This is a genomic window from Micromonospora sp. NBC_00858 (assembly GCF_045207365.1).
In the GTDB taxonomy this organism is placed as follows: domain Bacteria; phylum Actinomycetota; class Actinomycetes; order Mycobacteriales; family Micromonosporaceae; genus Micromonospora.
Genome location: NZ_CP108828.1, coordinates 7,293,836 through 7,307,269 on the forward strand (window position 1 = coordinate 7,293,836; position 13,434 = coordinate 7,307,269).

The 13,434-nt window shown below is 73.1% G+C and carries 13 protein-coding genes and 1 pseudogene; 5 read left to right on the forward strand and 9 right to left on the reverse strand.

Going from position 1 to position 13,434, the window contains the following annotated elements:
- Positions 1–75 precede the first annotated feature (75 nt).
- From OG990_RS34020 to OG990_RS34040, 5 genes are all read right to left on the reverse strand, one after another.
- Positions 76–1,956: an ABC transporter ATP-binding protein gene (locus tag OG990_RS34020; RefSeq protein WP_406078326.1), complete on the reverse strand. Its 1,881-nt coding sequence runs from the start codon at positions 1,954–1,956 to the stop codon at positions 76–78.
- Complete coding sequence (locus tag OG990_RS34025) at positions 1,953–3,809, reverse strand: ABC transporter ATP-binding protein (RefSeq protein ID WP_406078327.1); 1,857 nt, start codon at positions 3,807–3,809, stop codon at positions 1,953–1,955. Before OG990_RS34025 ends, OG990_RS34020 begins: the two co-directional genes overlap by 4 nt.
- A gap of 37 nt (positions 3,810–3,846) precedes the next feature.
- Entirely contained in the window at positions 3,847–4,356 is a 510-nt protein-coding gene (locus OG990_RS34030; protein WP_406078328.1) for a methylated-DNA--[protein]-cysteine S-methyltransferase, read from the reverse strand.
- Positions 4,353–5,864, reverse strand: a complete 1,512-nt coding sequence (locus OG990_RS34035) for a DNA-3-methyladenine glycosylase 2 family protein (protein WP_406078330.1) — start codon at positions 5,862–5,864, stop codon at positions 4,353–4,355. Before OG990_RS34035 ends, OG990_RS34030 begins: the two co-directional genes overlap by 4 nt.
- Positions 5,865–5,979: 115 nt before the next feature.
- Complete coding sequence (locus OG990_RS34040) at positions 5,980–7,386, reverse strand: FAD-binding oxidoreductase (protein WP_406078331.1); 1,407 nt, start codon at positions 7,384–7,386, stop codon at positions 5,980–5,982.
- 45 nt (positions 7,387–7,431) lie between these two features.
- Between OG990_RS34040 and OG990_RS34045 the strand changes: the two genes are divergently transcribed.
- Positions 7,432–7,581 carry a hypothetical protein gene (locus tag OG990_RS34045; protein ID WP_406078332.1) on the forward strand — a complete coding sequence of 50 codons (150 nt, stop codon included), beginning with the start codon at positions 7,432–7,434 and terminating at the stop codon, positions 7,579–7,581.
- 68 nt (positions 7,582–7,649) lie between these two features.
- Here the strand turns inward: OG990_RS34045 and OG990_RS34050 are convergent, their stop codons facing one another.
- Together OG990_RS34050 and OG990_RS34055 are read right to left on the reverse strand one after the other, a co-directional pair.
- On the reverse strand, positions 7,650–8,147 hold the full coding sequence (locus OG990_RS34050) for a hypothetical protein (RefSeq protein ID WP_386987553.1): 498 nt from the start codon (positions 8,145–8,147) through the stop codon (positions 7,650–7,652).
- On the reverse strand, positions 8,144–8,653 hold the full coding sequence (locus OG990_RS34055) for a SigE family RNA polymerase sigma factor (RefSeq protein WP_406078333.1): 510 nt from the start codon (positions 8,651–8,653) through the stop codon (positions 8,144–8,146). Before OG990_RS34055 ends, OG990_RS34050 begins: the two co-directional genes overlap by 4 nt.
- Positions 8,654–8,791: 138 nt before the next feature.
- Here OG990_RS34055 and OG990_RS34060 point away from each other — a divergent pair.
- From OG990_RS34060 to ychF, 3 genes and pseudogenes are all read left to right on the forward strand, one after another.
- Positions 8,792–9,223, forward strand: a pseudogene (locus OG990_RS34060) (hypothetical protein); the annotation flags it as partial.
- Between the two features lie 297 nt (positions 9,224–9,520).
- Positions 9,521–10,255, forward strand: coding sequence for a peptidase E (locus OG990_RS34065; RefSeq protein ID WP_328420209.1), 735 nt, complete (start codon positions 9,521–9,523; stop codon positions 10,253–10,255).
- Positions 10,256–10,348: 93 nt separating this feature from the next.
- Positions 10,349–11,434: a redox-regulated ATPase YchF gene (gene ychF / locus OG990_RS34070; RefSeq protein WP_406078334.1), complete on the forward strand. Its 1,086-nt coding sequence runs from the start codon at positions 10,349–10,351 to the stop codon at positions 11,432–11,434.
- Positions 11,435–11,454: 20 nt separating this feature from the next.
- Here the strand turns inward: ychF and OG990_RS34075 are convergent, their stop codons facing one another.
- Positions 11,455–11,742: a hypothetical protein gene (locus OG990_RS34075; protein ID WP_355608003.1), complete on the reverse strand. Its 288-nt coding sequence runs from the start codon at positions 11,740–11,742 to the stop codon at positions 11,455–11,457.
- Here OG990_RS34075 and OG990_RS34080 point away from each other — a divergent pair.
- A complete protein-coding gene (locus OG990_RS34080) occupies positions 11,729–12,196 on the forward strand; it encodes a hypothetical protein (protein ID WP_406078335.1) in 468 nt (155 codons plus the stop codon). The two genes, OG990_RS34075 and OG990_RS34080, sit on opposite strands and share 14 nt — an antisense overlap.
- A gap of 261 nt (positions 12,197–12,457) precedes the next feature.
- On the opposite strand, the gene OG990_RS34085 is transcribed toward OG990_RS34080, so the two are convergent.
- The gene (locus OG990_RS34085; protein ID WP_406078336.1) at positions 12,458–13,390 is read right to left on the reverse strand and encodes an MBL fold metallo-hydrolase; all 933 of its coding nucleotides are present in this window, start codon (positions 13,388–13,390) and stop codon (positions 12,458–12,460) included.
- Between the last annotated feature and the right edge of the window lie 44 nt (positions 13,391–13,434).

The window sequence follows — 13,434 nt, forward strand, 5'->3', positions numbered from 1 at the left end:
CGGGACACGACGGCTGCCTGCGCCGACAGGCCGGCCGGGTCGGTGCGGCACCGTCGACGGCGGGTCGGTGCGCGCCTAGATCATCGAGTCGCGCCACTGACGGTGCAGGGCTGCGTACCGGCCGTCGGCCTCGGCCAGCACGGCGGGCGGGCCGTCCTCGACGATCCGCCCGCCGTCGAGGACGAGCACCCGGTCGGCGGTCTCCACGGTGGAGAGCCGGTGCGCGATCACCAGGGCGGTCCGGTCCCGCAGGATGGTGCCGAGCGCCCGCTGCACCAGCCGCTCGGTCGGCACGTCCAGCGAGGAGGTCGCCTCGTCCAGGATCAGCACGGTCGGGTCGGCCAGGAACGCCCGGGCGAACGCGACGAGCTGCCGCTGCCCGGCGGAGAGCCGGCCGCCGCGCCGGTGCACCTGCGTGGCGTACCCCTCTGGTAGAGCGGTGATGAACTCGTGCGCGCCGATCGCCCGGGCGGCGGCCTGCACCGCGGCGTCGTCGGCGCCGGGCCGACCGAACCGGATGTTCTCCGCCACGGTGCCGCTGAACAGGTGGTTCTCCTGGGTCACCAGCACCACCGCGCGGCGCAGGTCGGCGTCGCTCACCGCACGCAGGTCGATGCCGTCCATCCGGACCGCACCGCTGTCCGGGTCGTGAAACCGGGCGACCAGCTTGGCGATGGTCGACTTTCCCGCGCCGGTCGGCCCGATCAACGCGACGGTCTGCCCGGCGGGCACGGTCAGCTCCAGCCCGGCGAGGATCGGGGTGTCGGCGCGATAGCCGAAGGAGACCGCCCGGAAGGTCAGTTCCCCTCGACCGGCGCCGGTCGGCAGCGGCACCGGCCGGGCCGGCTCGGCGACCGCCGGTCGCTCGTCCAGCACGCCGGCCAGCTTCTCCAGCGCTGCGGTGGCCGACTGGAGCGAGTTGTAGAACTGGCTCAGCTCCTGCATCGGCTCGAAGAAGCGGCGCAGGTAGAGCAGGAACGCGGCGAGCACTCCGACCTCGGTATGCCCGCCGAGCACCCGCCAGCCGCCGTAGCAGAGCACCACCGCCACCGTGACGTTGCCGATCAGCTTGATCGCCGGGGAGTACGTGGCGATCAGGCGGAACGCGTGCAGGCTGGCCTGCCGGTAGTCGTCGCCGAGCGCCATGAAGATCCGCTGGTTGCGTGGCTCCCGACGGAACGCCTGCACCGCCCGGATGCCCCGCATGGACTCCACGAAGTGCACGATGACCAGCGCGACCGCTTCCCGGGTCCGTCGGTACGCGCTGGCCGACGCCCGGGCGAACCAGCGGGAGAGCCAGAACAGGAACGGGAACGCGAACAGCGTCACGGAGGCCAGCGGCAGGTCCAGCCAGAGCAGGATGGCGGCCACCGACAGGATCGACAGCGCGGCCAGCACCAGACTGTCGATCCCGCCGTCGACCAGCTCGGCGATCGAGTCCAGGTCACTGGTGAGCCGGGAGACCATCCGGCCGGAGGTGTACCGCTCGTGGAAGCCCACCGACAGTCGCAGGAAGTGCCCGAACACCCGCTGCCGCAGGTCCAGCAGGACGGCCTGGCCGATCCGGGCGGAAAGCGCGAGGAAACCTCGGCGGGCCGCGTACTCGGTCGCCGCAGCGACGGCGAACGCCCCGGCGACGGCGGCCACCGGGCCGGCGTCACCGGCCCGCAACGGCGCGATGGTCCGGTCGATGCCGATCATGACCAGGTACGGGCCGGCCATCGCCGCGCCGTTCTGGGCCAGCAGCAGGCCGACCGCGCCGGCGAGCCGACTCCGGTGCGGCCGGAGCAGGTCGGCCAGCAGCGCCCGGCTGAGCCGGCGCAGCCGGGCCACCGCCTCGGGGCTGGTCTCCTCGGCCCGGCTCCGGTCGGCCTCCGGGTCGGTGGCCGTCCCGCGCCAGCGGGCGAACTCCGGTTCTTCCCCGGGCGGTGGGTCGGCCGCCTCCCGCACGGTCATGAGCGCACCAGTCCCCATCCGTCCGAGGTGGACGACGCGGACGTGTCCGGCCCGGCAGGTGGTGGCCGCCCGGCTGGCGGCTCGGCGGCGAGCAGCGCCCGGTAGGCCGGCACGGTGGCCAACAGCTCGGAGTGCCGGCCGATCGCGGCGATCCGCCCGCCGTCGAGCAGGGCGACCCGGTCGGCCAGCGCGATGGTCGACGGTCGGTGCACCACCAGCAGCGCGGTGCTGTCCCGGAGCACCCGCCGCAGCGCTGCCTCGATCAGCGCCTCGGTGTGTACGTCGAGGGCGGACAGCGGGTCGTCCAGCACCAGCAACGCCGGCCGGCCGAGCACCGCCCGGGCCAGCGCCAGCCGTTGCCGCTGCCCGCCGGAGAGTGACAACCCCTGCTCGCCGACCCGGGTGGCCAGACCCCACGGCAGGTCGTACGCGAAATCGGCCTGGGCGAGCGCGAGGGCCGCGCGGACCTCGTCGTCACCGGCGTCCGGGTGCCCCAGGGTCAGGTTCTCCCGGACCGACATGGAGAAGAGCGTGGGCTCCTCGAACGCCACCCCGACCAGTCGGCGCAGCGAGTCCAGCCGCAGCTCCCGCAGGTCGTGCCCGTCCAGGGTGATCCGACCGTCAGTCACCTCGTGCAGTCGGGGCACCAGGGAGAGCAGTGTGCTCTTGCCACAGCCGGTGGCCCCGACCAGCGCCACGGTCTCGCCCGGCTCGATGGTCAGGTCTATCTCGCGTAGCACCCGCTCGCTGGTGCCCGGGTACTGGAACGCGACCCGCTCGAAGCGGAGCCGGCCGTGGACCGCGTCGCGGGGCAGCGCGACCGCGCCCGGCGCGTCGACGATCTGCGGTGGGGTGTCCAGCACCTCCAGGATCCGGTCGGCGGCGGTGGCCGCCTCCTGAGCGTTGGCGATGATCCAGCCGAGGGTCTGCACCGGCCAGATGAGCATCAACTGGAGGCTGACGAACGCGACCACCTCGCCGATGGTGAGCACACCCCTCGCGGCGGCGGCCGCCCCGGCGACCAGCACCACGCCCAGGGTCAGGTTGGGCACCAGGTCGAGCAGCGCCGCGGTGTTGGCCAGCAACCGGCCCTTGCGTACGCCGGTGTCGTGCAGCCTCCGGGCCCCACCGGCGAAGCGGGCGACCAGCTCGGGCCCCCGGCCGTACGCCTTCATGGTGCGCAGGCCCTGCGCGGTCTCCTCGACCAGGGTGGCCACGTCGCCCTGCTGGTCCTGCATCCGTCGGGACGCGCTGTGGTAGTGCCGCGCGAAGCGCCGGGTGATAAGCAGTAGCGGCACGGTGCTGGCCGCCACCAGCATCCCGAGCGCCACGTGCAGGCGGATCAGCAGCAGCACCACCACGAGGTAGGTGGTCAGGTTGAGCACCAGGAAGAACACGCCGAAGGAGAGGAACCGGCGGATCACCGACAGGTCGCTGGTGATCCGGGAGAGCAGCTGACCGGACTGCCAGCGGTCGTGGAAGCTGGTCGGCAGCCGCTGGAGGTGGGCGTAGACGTCGGCGCGCAGCGCCGCCTCCATGCCGACGGCCGAGGAGGACTGCACCCACCGACGGATGAAGATCAGCACCGCCTCGACCACGCCGAGCAGCAGCGCGAGGCCACCGAGCTGGAGCAGGCCGGCGGGCTCGCGCTGGGCCACCGGCCCGTCCACCACCCGCTGCACCACCAGCGGTACGGCGATCCCGGCCGCCGTGCCGGCGAGCCCCGCGATCATCAGCCAGGCGAACTCGGTGGCGTACGGGCGCAGGTAGCGGCGCAACCGCCAGAGGTTGTGCACGGGGTGAGGGCCCGCGGCGACCCGGGCGGCCGGGCTGCCGACGCTGTCCGCAGGCACTACCCGACGGTAGCGTCAATAGGCGTCGATGCTTGTGTCAGCTTTTTGTCAACCGCCGCTCATGACCGAGAAGCCACTTCTTCACGTCCAGCCCCCAGCGGTAGCCGCCGAGCGTGCCGTCGGTACGCAGCACCCGGTGGCAGGGCACGAACAGCGCCGCCGCGTTACGGGCGCAGGCGGCCGCGGCGGCCCGTACCGCTGGCGGTCGGCCAGCCAGCGCCGCGTACCTGGTGTAGGTGACCGGGGTCCCCGGTGGGACCTCGCGCAGCACCTCCCAGGCGTGCGCCATGAACTCGCCGCCGGTGCGCTGCCGCACCGGCACCGTGTCGATGGCGGTGAGGTCACCGTCCAGGTAGGACCGGACGGCCGCGCTGACGGGGCCGAGGTCGGCCCGTTGCCGAAGCGGCGCCCGTAGGGTCGGGTGGACCAGGGGCAGCAGCGCCGCCGGGTCCGGGGTGAAGCCGGCCGCCAGGACCTCGCCGTCGGTGTCGGCGAGGATGCTCAGCGGGCCGGTCGGGGTGCTCAGGACGGTGCTGTCGATGCTCATGCCGCTCTCCAGAGTCTGATCGTGGCGTAGGACCGCCAGGGGCGCCAGCGGTCGGCGTACGTGTTGAGGGTCTTCGGGTCGTCGGGCAGGCCGAGCGCGGCCGCGCCGCGTCGGACCGCCAGGTCGGTGGGTAGCAGGACGTCCGGGTCGCCGAAGGCGCGCATGGCAAGGTAGCCGGCGGTCCACGGGCCGATGCCGGGCAGCGCCAACAGCAGCCGGACCGTCTCCTCACGGTCGCCGCCCGGTGCCAGGTCCAGGTGCCCGTCGATGACCGCCCGCGCCAGCCCGCGGATCGTCTCCCGCCGTCCGACCGGCATCCCGAACGCGGTGTCCGGCTTCCCGAGCACGTCCTCCGCGCTGGGAAACCCCCGGAGCAGCCCAGGCTGGTTCCCGGCGTGTTGATCATGAGGTTGACCGGCGACTGGATCTCCGTTCGGCCCGTCAACCTCATGATCGACGTGGTCCTCGGTGGAGCCGGGGGCGGCCAGTAGGCGGATGAGAGTGGTGCGGGCTGAGGTGACTGAGACCTGCTGGCCGATGATGGCGCGGACCGCCAGCTCGAAGCCGTCCACCGCCCGGGGAACCCGGATGCCCGGTTCGGCGGCGACCGCCGGGGCGAGCGCCGGGTCGGCGGCGAGCGTGGCGTCGATGGCGGCCGGGTCCGCGTCCAGGTCGAGCAGCCGGCGGCAGCGGGCCACCGCCGGCGCCAGGTCGCGCAGGTCGGCCAGCCGCAGCGTCGCCGCGACGTGCCCGTCCGCCGGGGTCAGCGCCACCTGGCCGGTGCCGTGCGGCAACCGCAACCCCCGGTGGTACGTCCCGTCGCGGACCTCGTCCACGCCGGGCAGCGCCCGCACCGCCAGGAAGTCCAGCAGCGCCTGGGCGTGCAGCGGGGGGCGGTACGCCAGCCGGAGCGTGATGGTCCCCGCCCCGGGAGGTGCCTGGTGCCGGCCACGGGCCGTGCGCAGCTCGGACGGGGCGATCCCGTACACCTCGCGGACCGTGTCGTTGAACTGCCGCACGCTGCCGAAGCCGGCGGCGAACGCGATCTCGGCCATCCCCAGGCCGGTCGTCTCGATCAGGATCCGGGCGGTCTGCGCCCGCTGGGCCCGGGCCAGCGCGAGCGGCCCGGCACCCATCTCGGCGCGCAGCATCCGGTGCAGGTGCCGCTCGGTGTAGCCGAGTCGGGCGGCCAGCCCGGGGACGCCGTCGCGGTCGACCACCCCGTCGGAGATCAGCCGCATCGCCCGCCCGACCACGTCGGCGCGGACGTCCCACTGCGGCGAGCCGGGTGCGGCGTCCGGCCGGCAGCGGCGGCAGGCGCGCAGCCCGGCGCCCTGTGCCGCGGCTGCGGACGGGAAGAACCGGACGTTCTGTCGCTTGGGCGTGGTCGCCGGGCAGGACGGCCGGCAGTAGATCCCGGTGGACGTCACGCCCGTGTAGAACCAGCCGTCGAACCGCTGGTCACGGCTGTCCACGGCTCGGTAGCACCGCTCGAAATCCATCTCCACGCCACCGATGATGCCCCGCTCGCCGGGCTCGCGGCTGGCGGGAATCGGACCTGGGCGTGCGGCCCGGCAGTCGGCGGCTTGACGGCCGTCCGCGGCAACCGCCGCCGGGTGCCCGTCAGCGGCGGCGCCGGTGGGGTTGGCCAGAGCGTGCGGGCTGACCGGACCGTGCCGGCTGGCTGGACCGCGCGGGCTGGCCGGAACGGGCGGGTCGGGCGGTCAGCAGGGCCGACCGGAACACGCCGTCCGGGTCGTACCGTCGCCAGAGCCGCCGCACCCGGGCCCCGGTCTCACTCGGGTAGATCCGGGCGAACGCGGCCGGGTCCGGCCGGCTCTCGAAGTTGACGTACGCGCCGTCGGCCCGACCGGCGACGCCCCGCCAGGCAGCGTCCAACGCCGCGCCGCCCTGCGGCGGGAAGACCGAGGCGATGACCAGGGTGTTCTGGTGCCGGTGCGGGTAGGCGGTCGCGTCGGGGGCGACGTCGTTGACCGCCCCGCCCACCGAGCGGAGCTGGATGACCGCCCGGCCGGGACCGGTCACCGCCCGCATCAGGGCCCGAGAGCCGGCGTCGTCCAGCTCGGTGAACAGGCCGTTGGTGGTCGTGCCCCGCTGCTGCCCGACGTTCGGGTTCAGGTGTGCGGTCGGCACCAGGGACGGGTAGGGCAGCAGGTCGGTCCGGTGTTCGAGCAGCTTCCCGATGGCCAGCAGCGGCTCCACCACGGGTCGGGCCCGGCGCAGGCTCTCGGCGGCGACCACGGCGGTGATCGACATGAGGGCCGACCGTCCCTCCGCGAACAGCACGGCGGCTGCCGACAACTCCCGTGGGGCCTGCGCCAGGTAGCCCGCCCACTCCCGAACGGTGCGGCCGTCGGGGTGCGCCTCGACGACCAGTTGCGCCACCCCGACGTTGCGCTGCTCGGTGGCCTCGATCTCGAACGCCACCACGATCCCCGCTCCCGCGCCGGCACCCCGGACAAGCCAGAACAGCTCCGGCTCGTGCTCCGCGTCCGCGCGCACCAGCGTCCCGTCCGCGAGCACCACCTCCACCGCGCGGACGCGGTCGATGGTGAGGCCGTACGAGCGGACCAGCCAGCCGACGCCACCCCCGGTGGTCAGGCCGCCCACGCCGACGTTGCCGTGGTCACCTGAGCTGATCACCAGGCCGTACCGGGCCAGCGCCGTCGCGACATTCGCCCAGCGGGCGCCGGCCTCGACCCGGACCAGCCCGGACCGCTCGTCGAGCACCTGCACCCGGTTGAGCATGGACAGGTCGATGACCAGGCCACCGTTATTGGAGGAGGTGCCGGCGAGACCGTGCCCGCCGCTGCGGACGGCGATCGGCAGCCGCTGCTCCCGCGCGTAGCGGATCGCGGCGACCACCTGCGCGACGTTCTTCGGCAGCAGGACGCCGGCCGGCGAGGCCGGCGTGGTGTACGTCGAGCGCAGCTGCGCATACCGGCGATCGCCGGGGGTGACGAGCTGGCCGGTGAGCGGACCGGGCACCCGGGCCAGGGCGGGACTCATCGCTGCCTTCGCAGCTCACGCGCCGTCGGGTGTCCGTGATCGGTCATGCCCCAAGAGTGGGCGGCCGTACCGACCTTGGCAAACGGCACCCTGTTCGACGGGATGCGCAGCGCATGCCGGTGCGGGGAGTGCCGGGCGATGGTGACCGGGATCTCCGACCGGCTTCTCGCGCGGCAGCTCAAGGAGCTGGAGTGACGGGCTTACCAAGGACGGGCCGGCCGGTCGGACCGGGCGGGAGAACCGCCCGGTCCGACCGGATCTGATCAACTCGCCGGGCTGGGCACCCCGGGCGGGCCGAGCGGGGTCGGCGTGGCCGACGGCCGTGCCGGGCCTGGCTTACCCGGCACGCCGGGCGGGCCGAGCGGGGTCGGCGTGGCCGACGGCCGTGCCGGGCTCGGCTTACCCGGCACGCCGGGCGGGCCGGACGGGCTGGGTACGACGATCGGCCCGGTCGGGCTGGGTGCGCCGGGCGGCGCGGACGGGCTGGGTACGACGATCGGCCCGGACGGGCTGGGTGCGCCGGGCGGGCCCGAGGGGCTGGGCGCGGCCGGACGGGGTTGGTCGGAGCCGGTCGCCGCGAGGGCGATCGGGGTGGCGATCAGGATGGCCGCGAGCGTGCCCACCGCGCCCATCGTCACCGTGGCCCGGCGCCGGTTGCGCACCCGCCGTTCCGCTCGGCTCAACTGGTCATGCACGATCGGTGCCTCCTCGGCCAGGTCGGTGAGGGTGGAGCGGATGAGGATCTCGAAGCGGTCGGTCATCGCCGTACCTCCAGCAATTCGACCTCCGGCAGGAGTTCGCGCAGCCGGCTGACCGCCCGGTGGGTACGGCTGCGGACCGTGCCCACCGAGCAGCCCAGCAGCTCGGCCACCCGGGCCTCGGGCAGGTCCTCGTAGTAGCGAAGGACCACCACCGCGCGCTGCGCCGGTGGCAGGTGGCGCAGCGCGGCGCGCATCGCCAACCGCACGTCCGACCCGCCGCTCGGGTCGGCGCCGACCGGTTCGTCCGCCGGGTTGAGCGGCGTCTCCCGCCACCGGCGCAATCGCCGCCACCAACTGACCTGCTCGCGGTACATCACCACACGCAGATACCCCTCCGGGTCGGCGTGCCGGATGCTTCCCCACTTGGGGATGGTCCGCGCCAACGCCGACTGGAACAGGTCCTCGGCGGCGCTGCGGTTCCCGGTCAGCAGGTACGCGACCCGCATCAGCGCCGGAGTCCGGTTGGCGACGAACTCGGCCAACCGGGCTCGCTCGTCCTCGTCCACCCACCACCCCTTTTTCTTGTCACCGATACAGACGCCCCAGGTCATCATCGCTATCCACGTTCGAGGGCGAATTTTCCGCCCGAAAGTGTCGGTCGCGGCGGGTAACGTCCGGCCACCAACTCAAGAAGGGGTGCGGCGATGGCGAGCGTGGCGGGTCGGGCGGCGGCATCGACACGGGACACGTTCCCGCCGCTGCCCCGTGCGGTGGTGCAGTCCTTCTACCGCCGGATGCGGGCCGTGGCGCCGGCCGCGGTCGGCGCGATCGAGCGGGACCGGGCGGCCGACGCAGAGCCGGCCTTCGCCGACACCGCCTGCGGCCGGCTGGCCCGCTCCCTGGACGATGCGGGCCTGCGGGCGCTCGGCATGTGGACGCACCACTGGTGCATGCGCTTCTACGACGACGACACCCGGGCCGGCCGGCGGCTGGTCCGGGAGATCGCCGCCCGGCCAGCGCTGGGCTGGACGGCCGACGAGGTGCGCTGGATGCTGCGCGAGTCGGTCGCGGCCGGCCCGGCCGCCGCCGAGCGGTTCACCCTGCCCCGCGCCGCCGCCGCGCAACTGCCCCAGGGGCAGCGGCCGTTCGGCGAGCTGCCCCCGGGTCACTGGCCCGAGGGCGAGGTGGTGATCCAGGACCGGCCGACCGGGGCGGCGTCAGCCGGTGAGCCGGCCGAGGGCCAGCCCACCGCCGAGCCCGACGAGGGCCAGTCCGCCGGGCCGCTTTCCCTGGTGCCCCGCCAGCGGCGCGCTGGCTGAGTCGGTCATCGTCGCGCTGGCCTGGCCCTGAGCCGGGCCTCGCGCGGGTGGGTGATCGGCCGGCGGTCGGCTGCGGCAGGATGAACGCGGCCCTGCACCGACGGAAGGACCCACATGCCCGCCAGCGAACCGACCATCCTCGCCACCAGCATGGGTTTCTTCCGGGGCGACCGGGGTCCCTTGGATTTGCGTCCCGGCCCGGTCTTCGAGCTGGCGGCCGAGCTGGCCGAGGCTGGCCCGCAGCCGCGCATCTGCTACCTCGGTCAGGCCGTCGGGGACCAGCCCACCTCGCTGGCCTCTATCTACGGCGCGTTCGCCGACACTCGGTTCCGGCTGTCGCACCTCGCCTTGTTCCCGATGCCGAACGTCGAGGACATCCGCGCCCACCTGCTCGCCCAGGACGTGATCTGGGTCGGCGGCGGCAGCGTGGCCAACCTGGTCGCGGTCTGGCGGGTGCACGGGCTCGGCGAGATCCTGCACGAGTGCTGGCAGGCCGGCGTGGTGCTGGGCGGCGTCTCCGCCGGCTCGATCTGCTGGCACGTGGGCGGCGCCACGGACAGCTACGGCCCCCGACTGCGCGGCTTCACCGAAGGTCTGGGCTGGCTGCCGTACGGCAACGGCGTGCACTACGACAGCGAAGGCCAGCGGCGACCGTTGATGCACGAGCTGGTCGGCGACGGGACGCTGCCCACCAGCCACTGCACTGACGACGGGGTCGGGCTGGTCTACCGGGGGACCCGGCTGGTCGAGGCGGTCGCCGACCGCGAGGGCGTTTCGGCGTACGAGGTCAGCCGCGGCGCGGACGGCAGCGTCCGCGAGGCGATCATCGCCCCGCGCCTGCTCGGCTGACGGCCGGTCGGCGCCGCCTCCGACGGGGGCGGCGCGGCCGGAAACCGAGCCGCGTGGACCGGTCTGGATGCCATCGGCGTAAGCTGGCCCGTCGTGAGTCTCTCCATCGGCATCGTCGGCCTGCCCAACGTCGGCAAGAGCACGCTTTTCAACGCGTTGACCAAGAACGACGTGCTGGCGGCGAACTACCCGTTCGCCACCATCGAGCCCAACGTCGGCGTGGTCGGGCTGCCTGACGAGCGGCTGGGCAAGCTGGCCGAGATCTTCTCCTCGCAGAAGGTGCTGCCGGCCCCGGTGTCGTTCGTCGACATCGCTGGCCTGGTCCGTGGCGCGTCGAAGGGGCAGGGCCGGGGCAACGCCTTCCTGGCCAACATCCGGGACGCCTCGGCGATCTGCCAGGTGGTGCGGGCCTTCTCCGACCCGAACGTGGTGCACGTCGACGGCAAGATCTCCCCGGCCGACGACATCGAGACGATCAACACCGAGCTGATCCTCGCCGACCTGCAGACCCTGGACAAGGCGCTGCCCCGGTTGGAGAAGGAGGCCAAGCTCCGCAAGGACCGGGCCGCCGCCGTCGCCGCCGCGAAGCAGGCCATCGAGGTGCTCGACGGTGGCACCACCCTGTACTCCGGGGCCGCCGCCGCCAAGATCGAGCTGGAGCACCTGCGCGAGCTGCACCTGCTCACCACCAAGCCCTTCCTGTACGTCTTCAACGTCGACGAGGCCGAGCTGGCCAACGAGACGTTCCTCGACGAGCTGCGCGCCCTGGTCGCCCCCGCCGAGGCCGTCTTCATGGACGCCAAGATCGAATCCGAGCTGGTGGACCTGCCCGAGGAGGAGGCCCGCGAGCTGCTGGAGTCGATCGGGCAGAACGAGCCCGGCCTCAACCAGCTCGTCCGGGTCGGCTTCCGCACCCTCGGGCTCCAGACGTACCTGACCGCCGGGCCGAAGGAGGCGCGCGCCTGGACCGTCCCGGTCGGCGCCACCGCGCCGGAGGCCGCGGGCGTCATCCACTCCGACTTCCAGCGCGGCTTCATCAAGGCCGAGGTGGTCTCGTACCACGACCTGGTCGAGTTTGGTTCGATGGCGGCGGCCAAGGCGGCGGGCAAGGTCCGCATCGAGGGCAAGGAGTACGTCATGCAGGACGGCGACGTGGTGGAGTTCCGCTTCAACGTCTGAATCTGCCCTGTTTCCGCAGGTCATGCGGTTGATTCGTTGCTCGACTCGTGGTGCCCTTCGGTAGCCCGGCCCGCTCGACAGCCGCCGAGAAGATCAGCGAGCCGTAGTAGTCGTGCCGGTACGGGCCGGCGAAGTGAGCGGCGTGTCTTCGGCTCGGTGCGGACCTTGGACTGTGGCGCGAACTGCCATTCGATCCGAACTGTCCGGGCGAGGTGGTCGACATCCTGGACGCGCAGTGCGAGCAGCTCGCCGAGGCGAAGCCCGAGGCCGGCTTGCACGATCACCATGGCGTAATTGCGGGCGGGCATCGCGGCGGTGCTGCCTGTGTTCCTGCTCGACATGGTGGTCCAGAGTGGCGGAATCGCGGTTACTGTCGCTGTCATGCGTACACGGCACCCAGGATGGCTTTCGTTGCAGCTCGACGCGATCTACTGCGCGGTGGCGGCGGTGTCGCTGGCCCTGTTCGTGGATTCGGTGTCGGAGCGGTTGGCCGTGCCGCCCGCGTTGACCATCGCGGTCGCGGTCGGTATCGGCGGTTGGGCGTTCGCGCTGCACCGCGTCGCCGGGCGTCCCCGGCTCCGACCGTGGCTGGTGGGGGTACTCATCGCCAACGTCGTCGCGGCCACGCTGATCGCGGTGTTCGCGGCGGTCCGGCCGTGGGATGGCGCGTTTACGGTGCTGCTCGCCGCCGTGGCCGTCGAGGTCGCAGCGTTTGCGGTCAGCCAGGCCGTGGCCCTGCGTCAAGCGGCCCCGGGCATTTGAGGAACGAAGAGGCCTCGACGTTGACGATCAACACAACGATCAACCGGCGCGATAGCAGGACCGACGGCGAACTCCTCTTCTCTATCCTGGCCGACGCAACAGCCGCTGAGCAGGCTGACGTGCGGGTGCTCGGACGAGCGCCGGCTGACCCTGAGCGGGTGATCGTTCCCGTGGCACGAATCCCAGAAAGGCGTCAGGCCGCGTTCCCGCTGGTGGCGGGACAGCCGATCTAAGTTCCGCTTCAACGTCTTGCAGGACGGGTCACCGCAGCCCCGCCCAGGGATCCTCCCGACGCCACAGGGTCGGCAGGTGCAGAGCGACCCGCTCGTCGTGAGCCAGTCGGGTGAGGACCCCCATGGTGACGTCGAGGTCGTCGCCCGCGTACGGCAGGGCGCGCAGCGGCCGGTCGAGCGGGCGGAAGAAGTCGTCCCAGTGGACGAGGACCACGCGACGGGCTCCGACGGCCCGTACGGTCTGCGCCCAGTACGCGCGAATGTAGTCCTCGTCCTGCACGCCGAGCTGGCCGATGCCCAGGTAGACGACGTCGCCGCGACGCCCGTCGAGCGCTCCCGGTCGGTGGCCGGCGCTGCCCTGGATCAGGGCGGTCCGGCCGCTCTCGTGCGCGACGAGCACCGACCAGGCTTCACCGCACCGGTAGGCGGACGCCCTGGCCGGGGGCACCACGGGTTCGGTGATGGTGCCGGGGAAGCGGTCCGGTGGGCAGTGTTCGGACTCGACGAACGTGAGGGTGAAGGCTCCCAGGGACATCGGCTCGTGGGGCGTGACGACGTGGATGCGGTCGTCGGTGAGGCCGGCCCCTCGGCCGACGTTGGCCGCGGAGTGGCCGCCGGCGAGCACCGCGCCGGTACGCAGGGCGACGGTCGCGGAGTCCATGACGTGATCGAAGTGGGTGTGTACGGGGATCACGGCGGCCAGCCGGCGGCCCCCGTGGCCCAGTCCCAGCCGGGCGAGCGCCGAGTTGATGCGTGCGTCGTCGGGTGTGAGCCTGCCGAGGGCGACCCTGAGCAGGGACGGCCGGGAGAAGAACCCGTCGGTCAGCACCGCCGTGTCGCCGTCGTCGAAGAGCAGGCTGGCGACGCCGAGAAAGGTGACGCTGAAGCCCTCCGCAGCGGGTGGGACGTCGAACCGGTCGGCGTACGCGGCCAGGTCGGGCCGGCCGAGCTTCATGCGCATGGGGTGGCTACCTTCTGACGGGTGGTCGGCCGGTCGGCGTACGG

Excerpts from the sequence above, each read along its gene's own strand:
- OG990_RS34020 (WP_406078326.1), bottom strand. The coding sequence starts at position 1,956 with ATGACCGTGCGGGAGGCGGCCGACCCACCGCCCGGGGAAGAACCGGAG.
- OG990_RS34030 (WP_406078328.1), bottom strand. The coding sequence starts at position 4,356 with ATGAGCATCGACAGCACCGTCCTGAGCACCCCGACCGGCCCGCTGAGC.
- OG990_RS34040 (WP_406078331.1), bottom strand. The coding sequence starts at position 7,386 with ATGAGTCCCGCCCTGGCCCGGGTGCCCGGTCCGCTCACCGGCCAGCTC.
- OG990_RS34045 (WP_406078332.1), top strand. The coding sequence starts at position 7,432 with ATGCCCCAAGAGTGGGCGGCCGTACCGACCTTGGCAAACGGCACCCTG.
- OG990_RS34050 (WP_386987553.1), bottom strand. The coding sequence starts at position 8,147 with ATGACCGACCGCTTCGAGATCCTCATCCGCTCCACCCTCACCGACCTG.
- OG990_RS34065 (WP_328420209.1), top strand. The coding sequence starts at position 9,521 with ATGCCCGCCAGCGAACCGACCATCCTCGCCACCAGCATGGGTTTCTTC.
- OG990_RS34075 (WP_355608003.1), bottom strand. The coding sequence starts at position 11,742 with ATGCCCGCCCGCAATTACGCCATGGTGATCGTGCAAGCCGGCCTCGGG.
- OG990_RS34085 (WP_406078336.1), bottom strand. The coding sequence starts at position 13,390 with ATGCGCATGAAGCTCGGCCGGCCCGACCTGGCCGCGTACGCCGACCGG.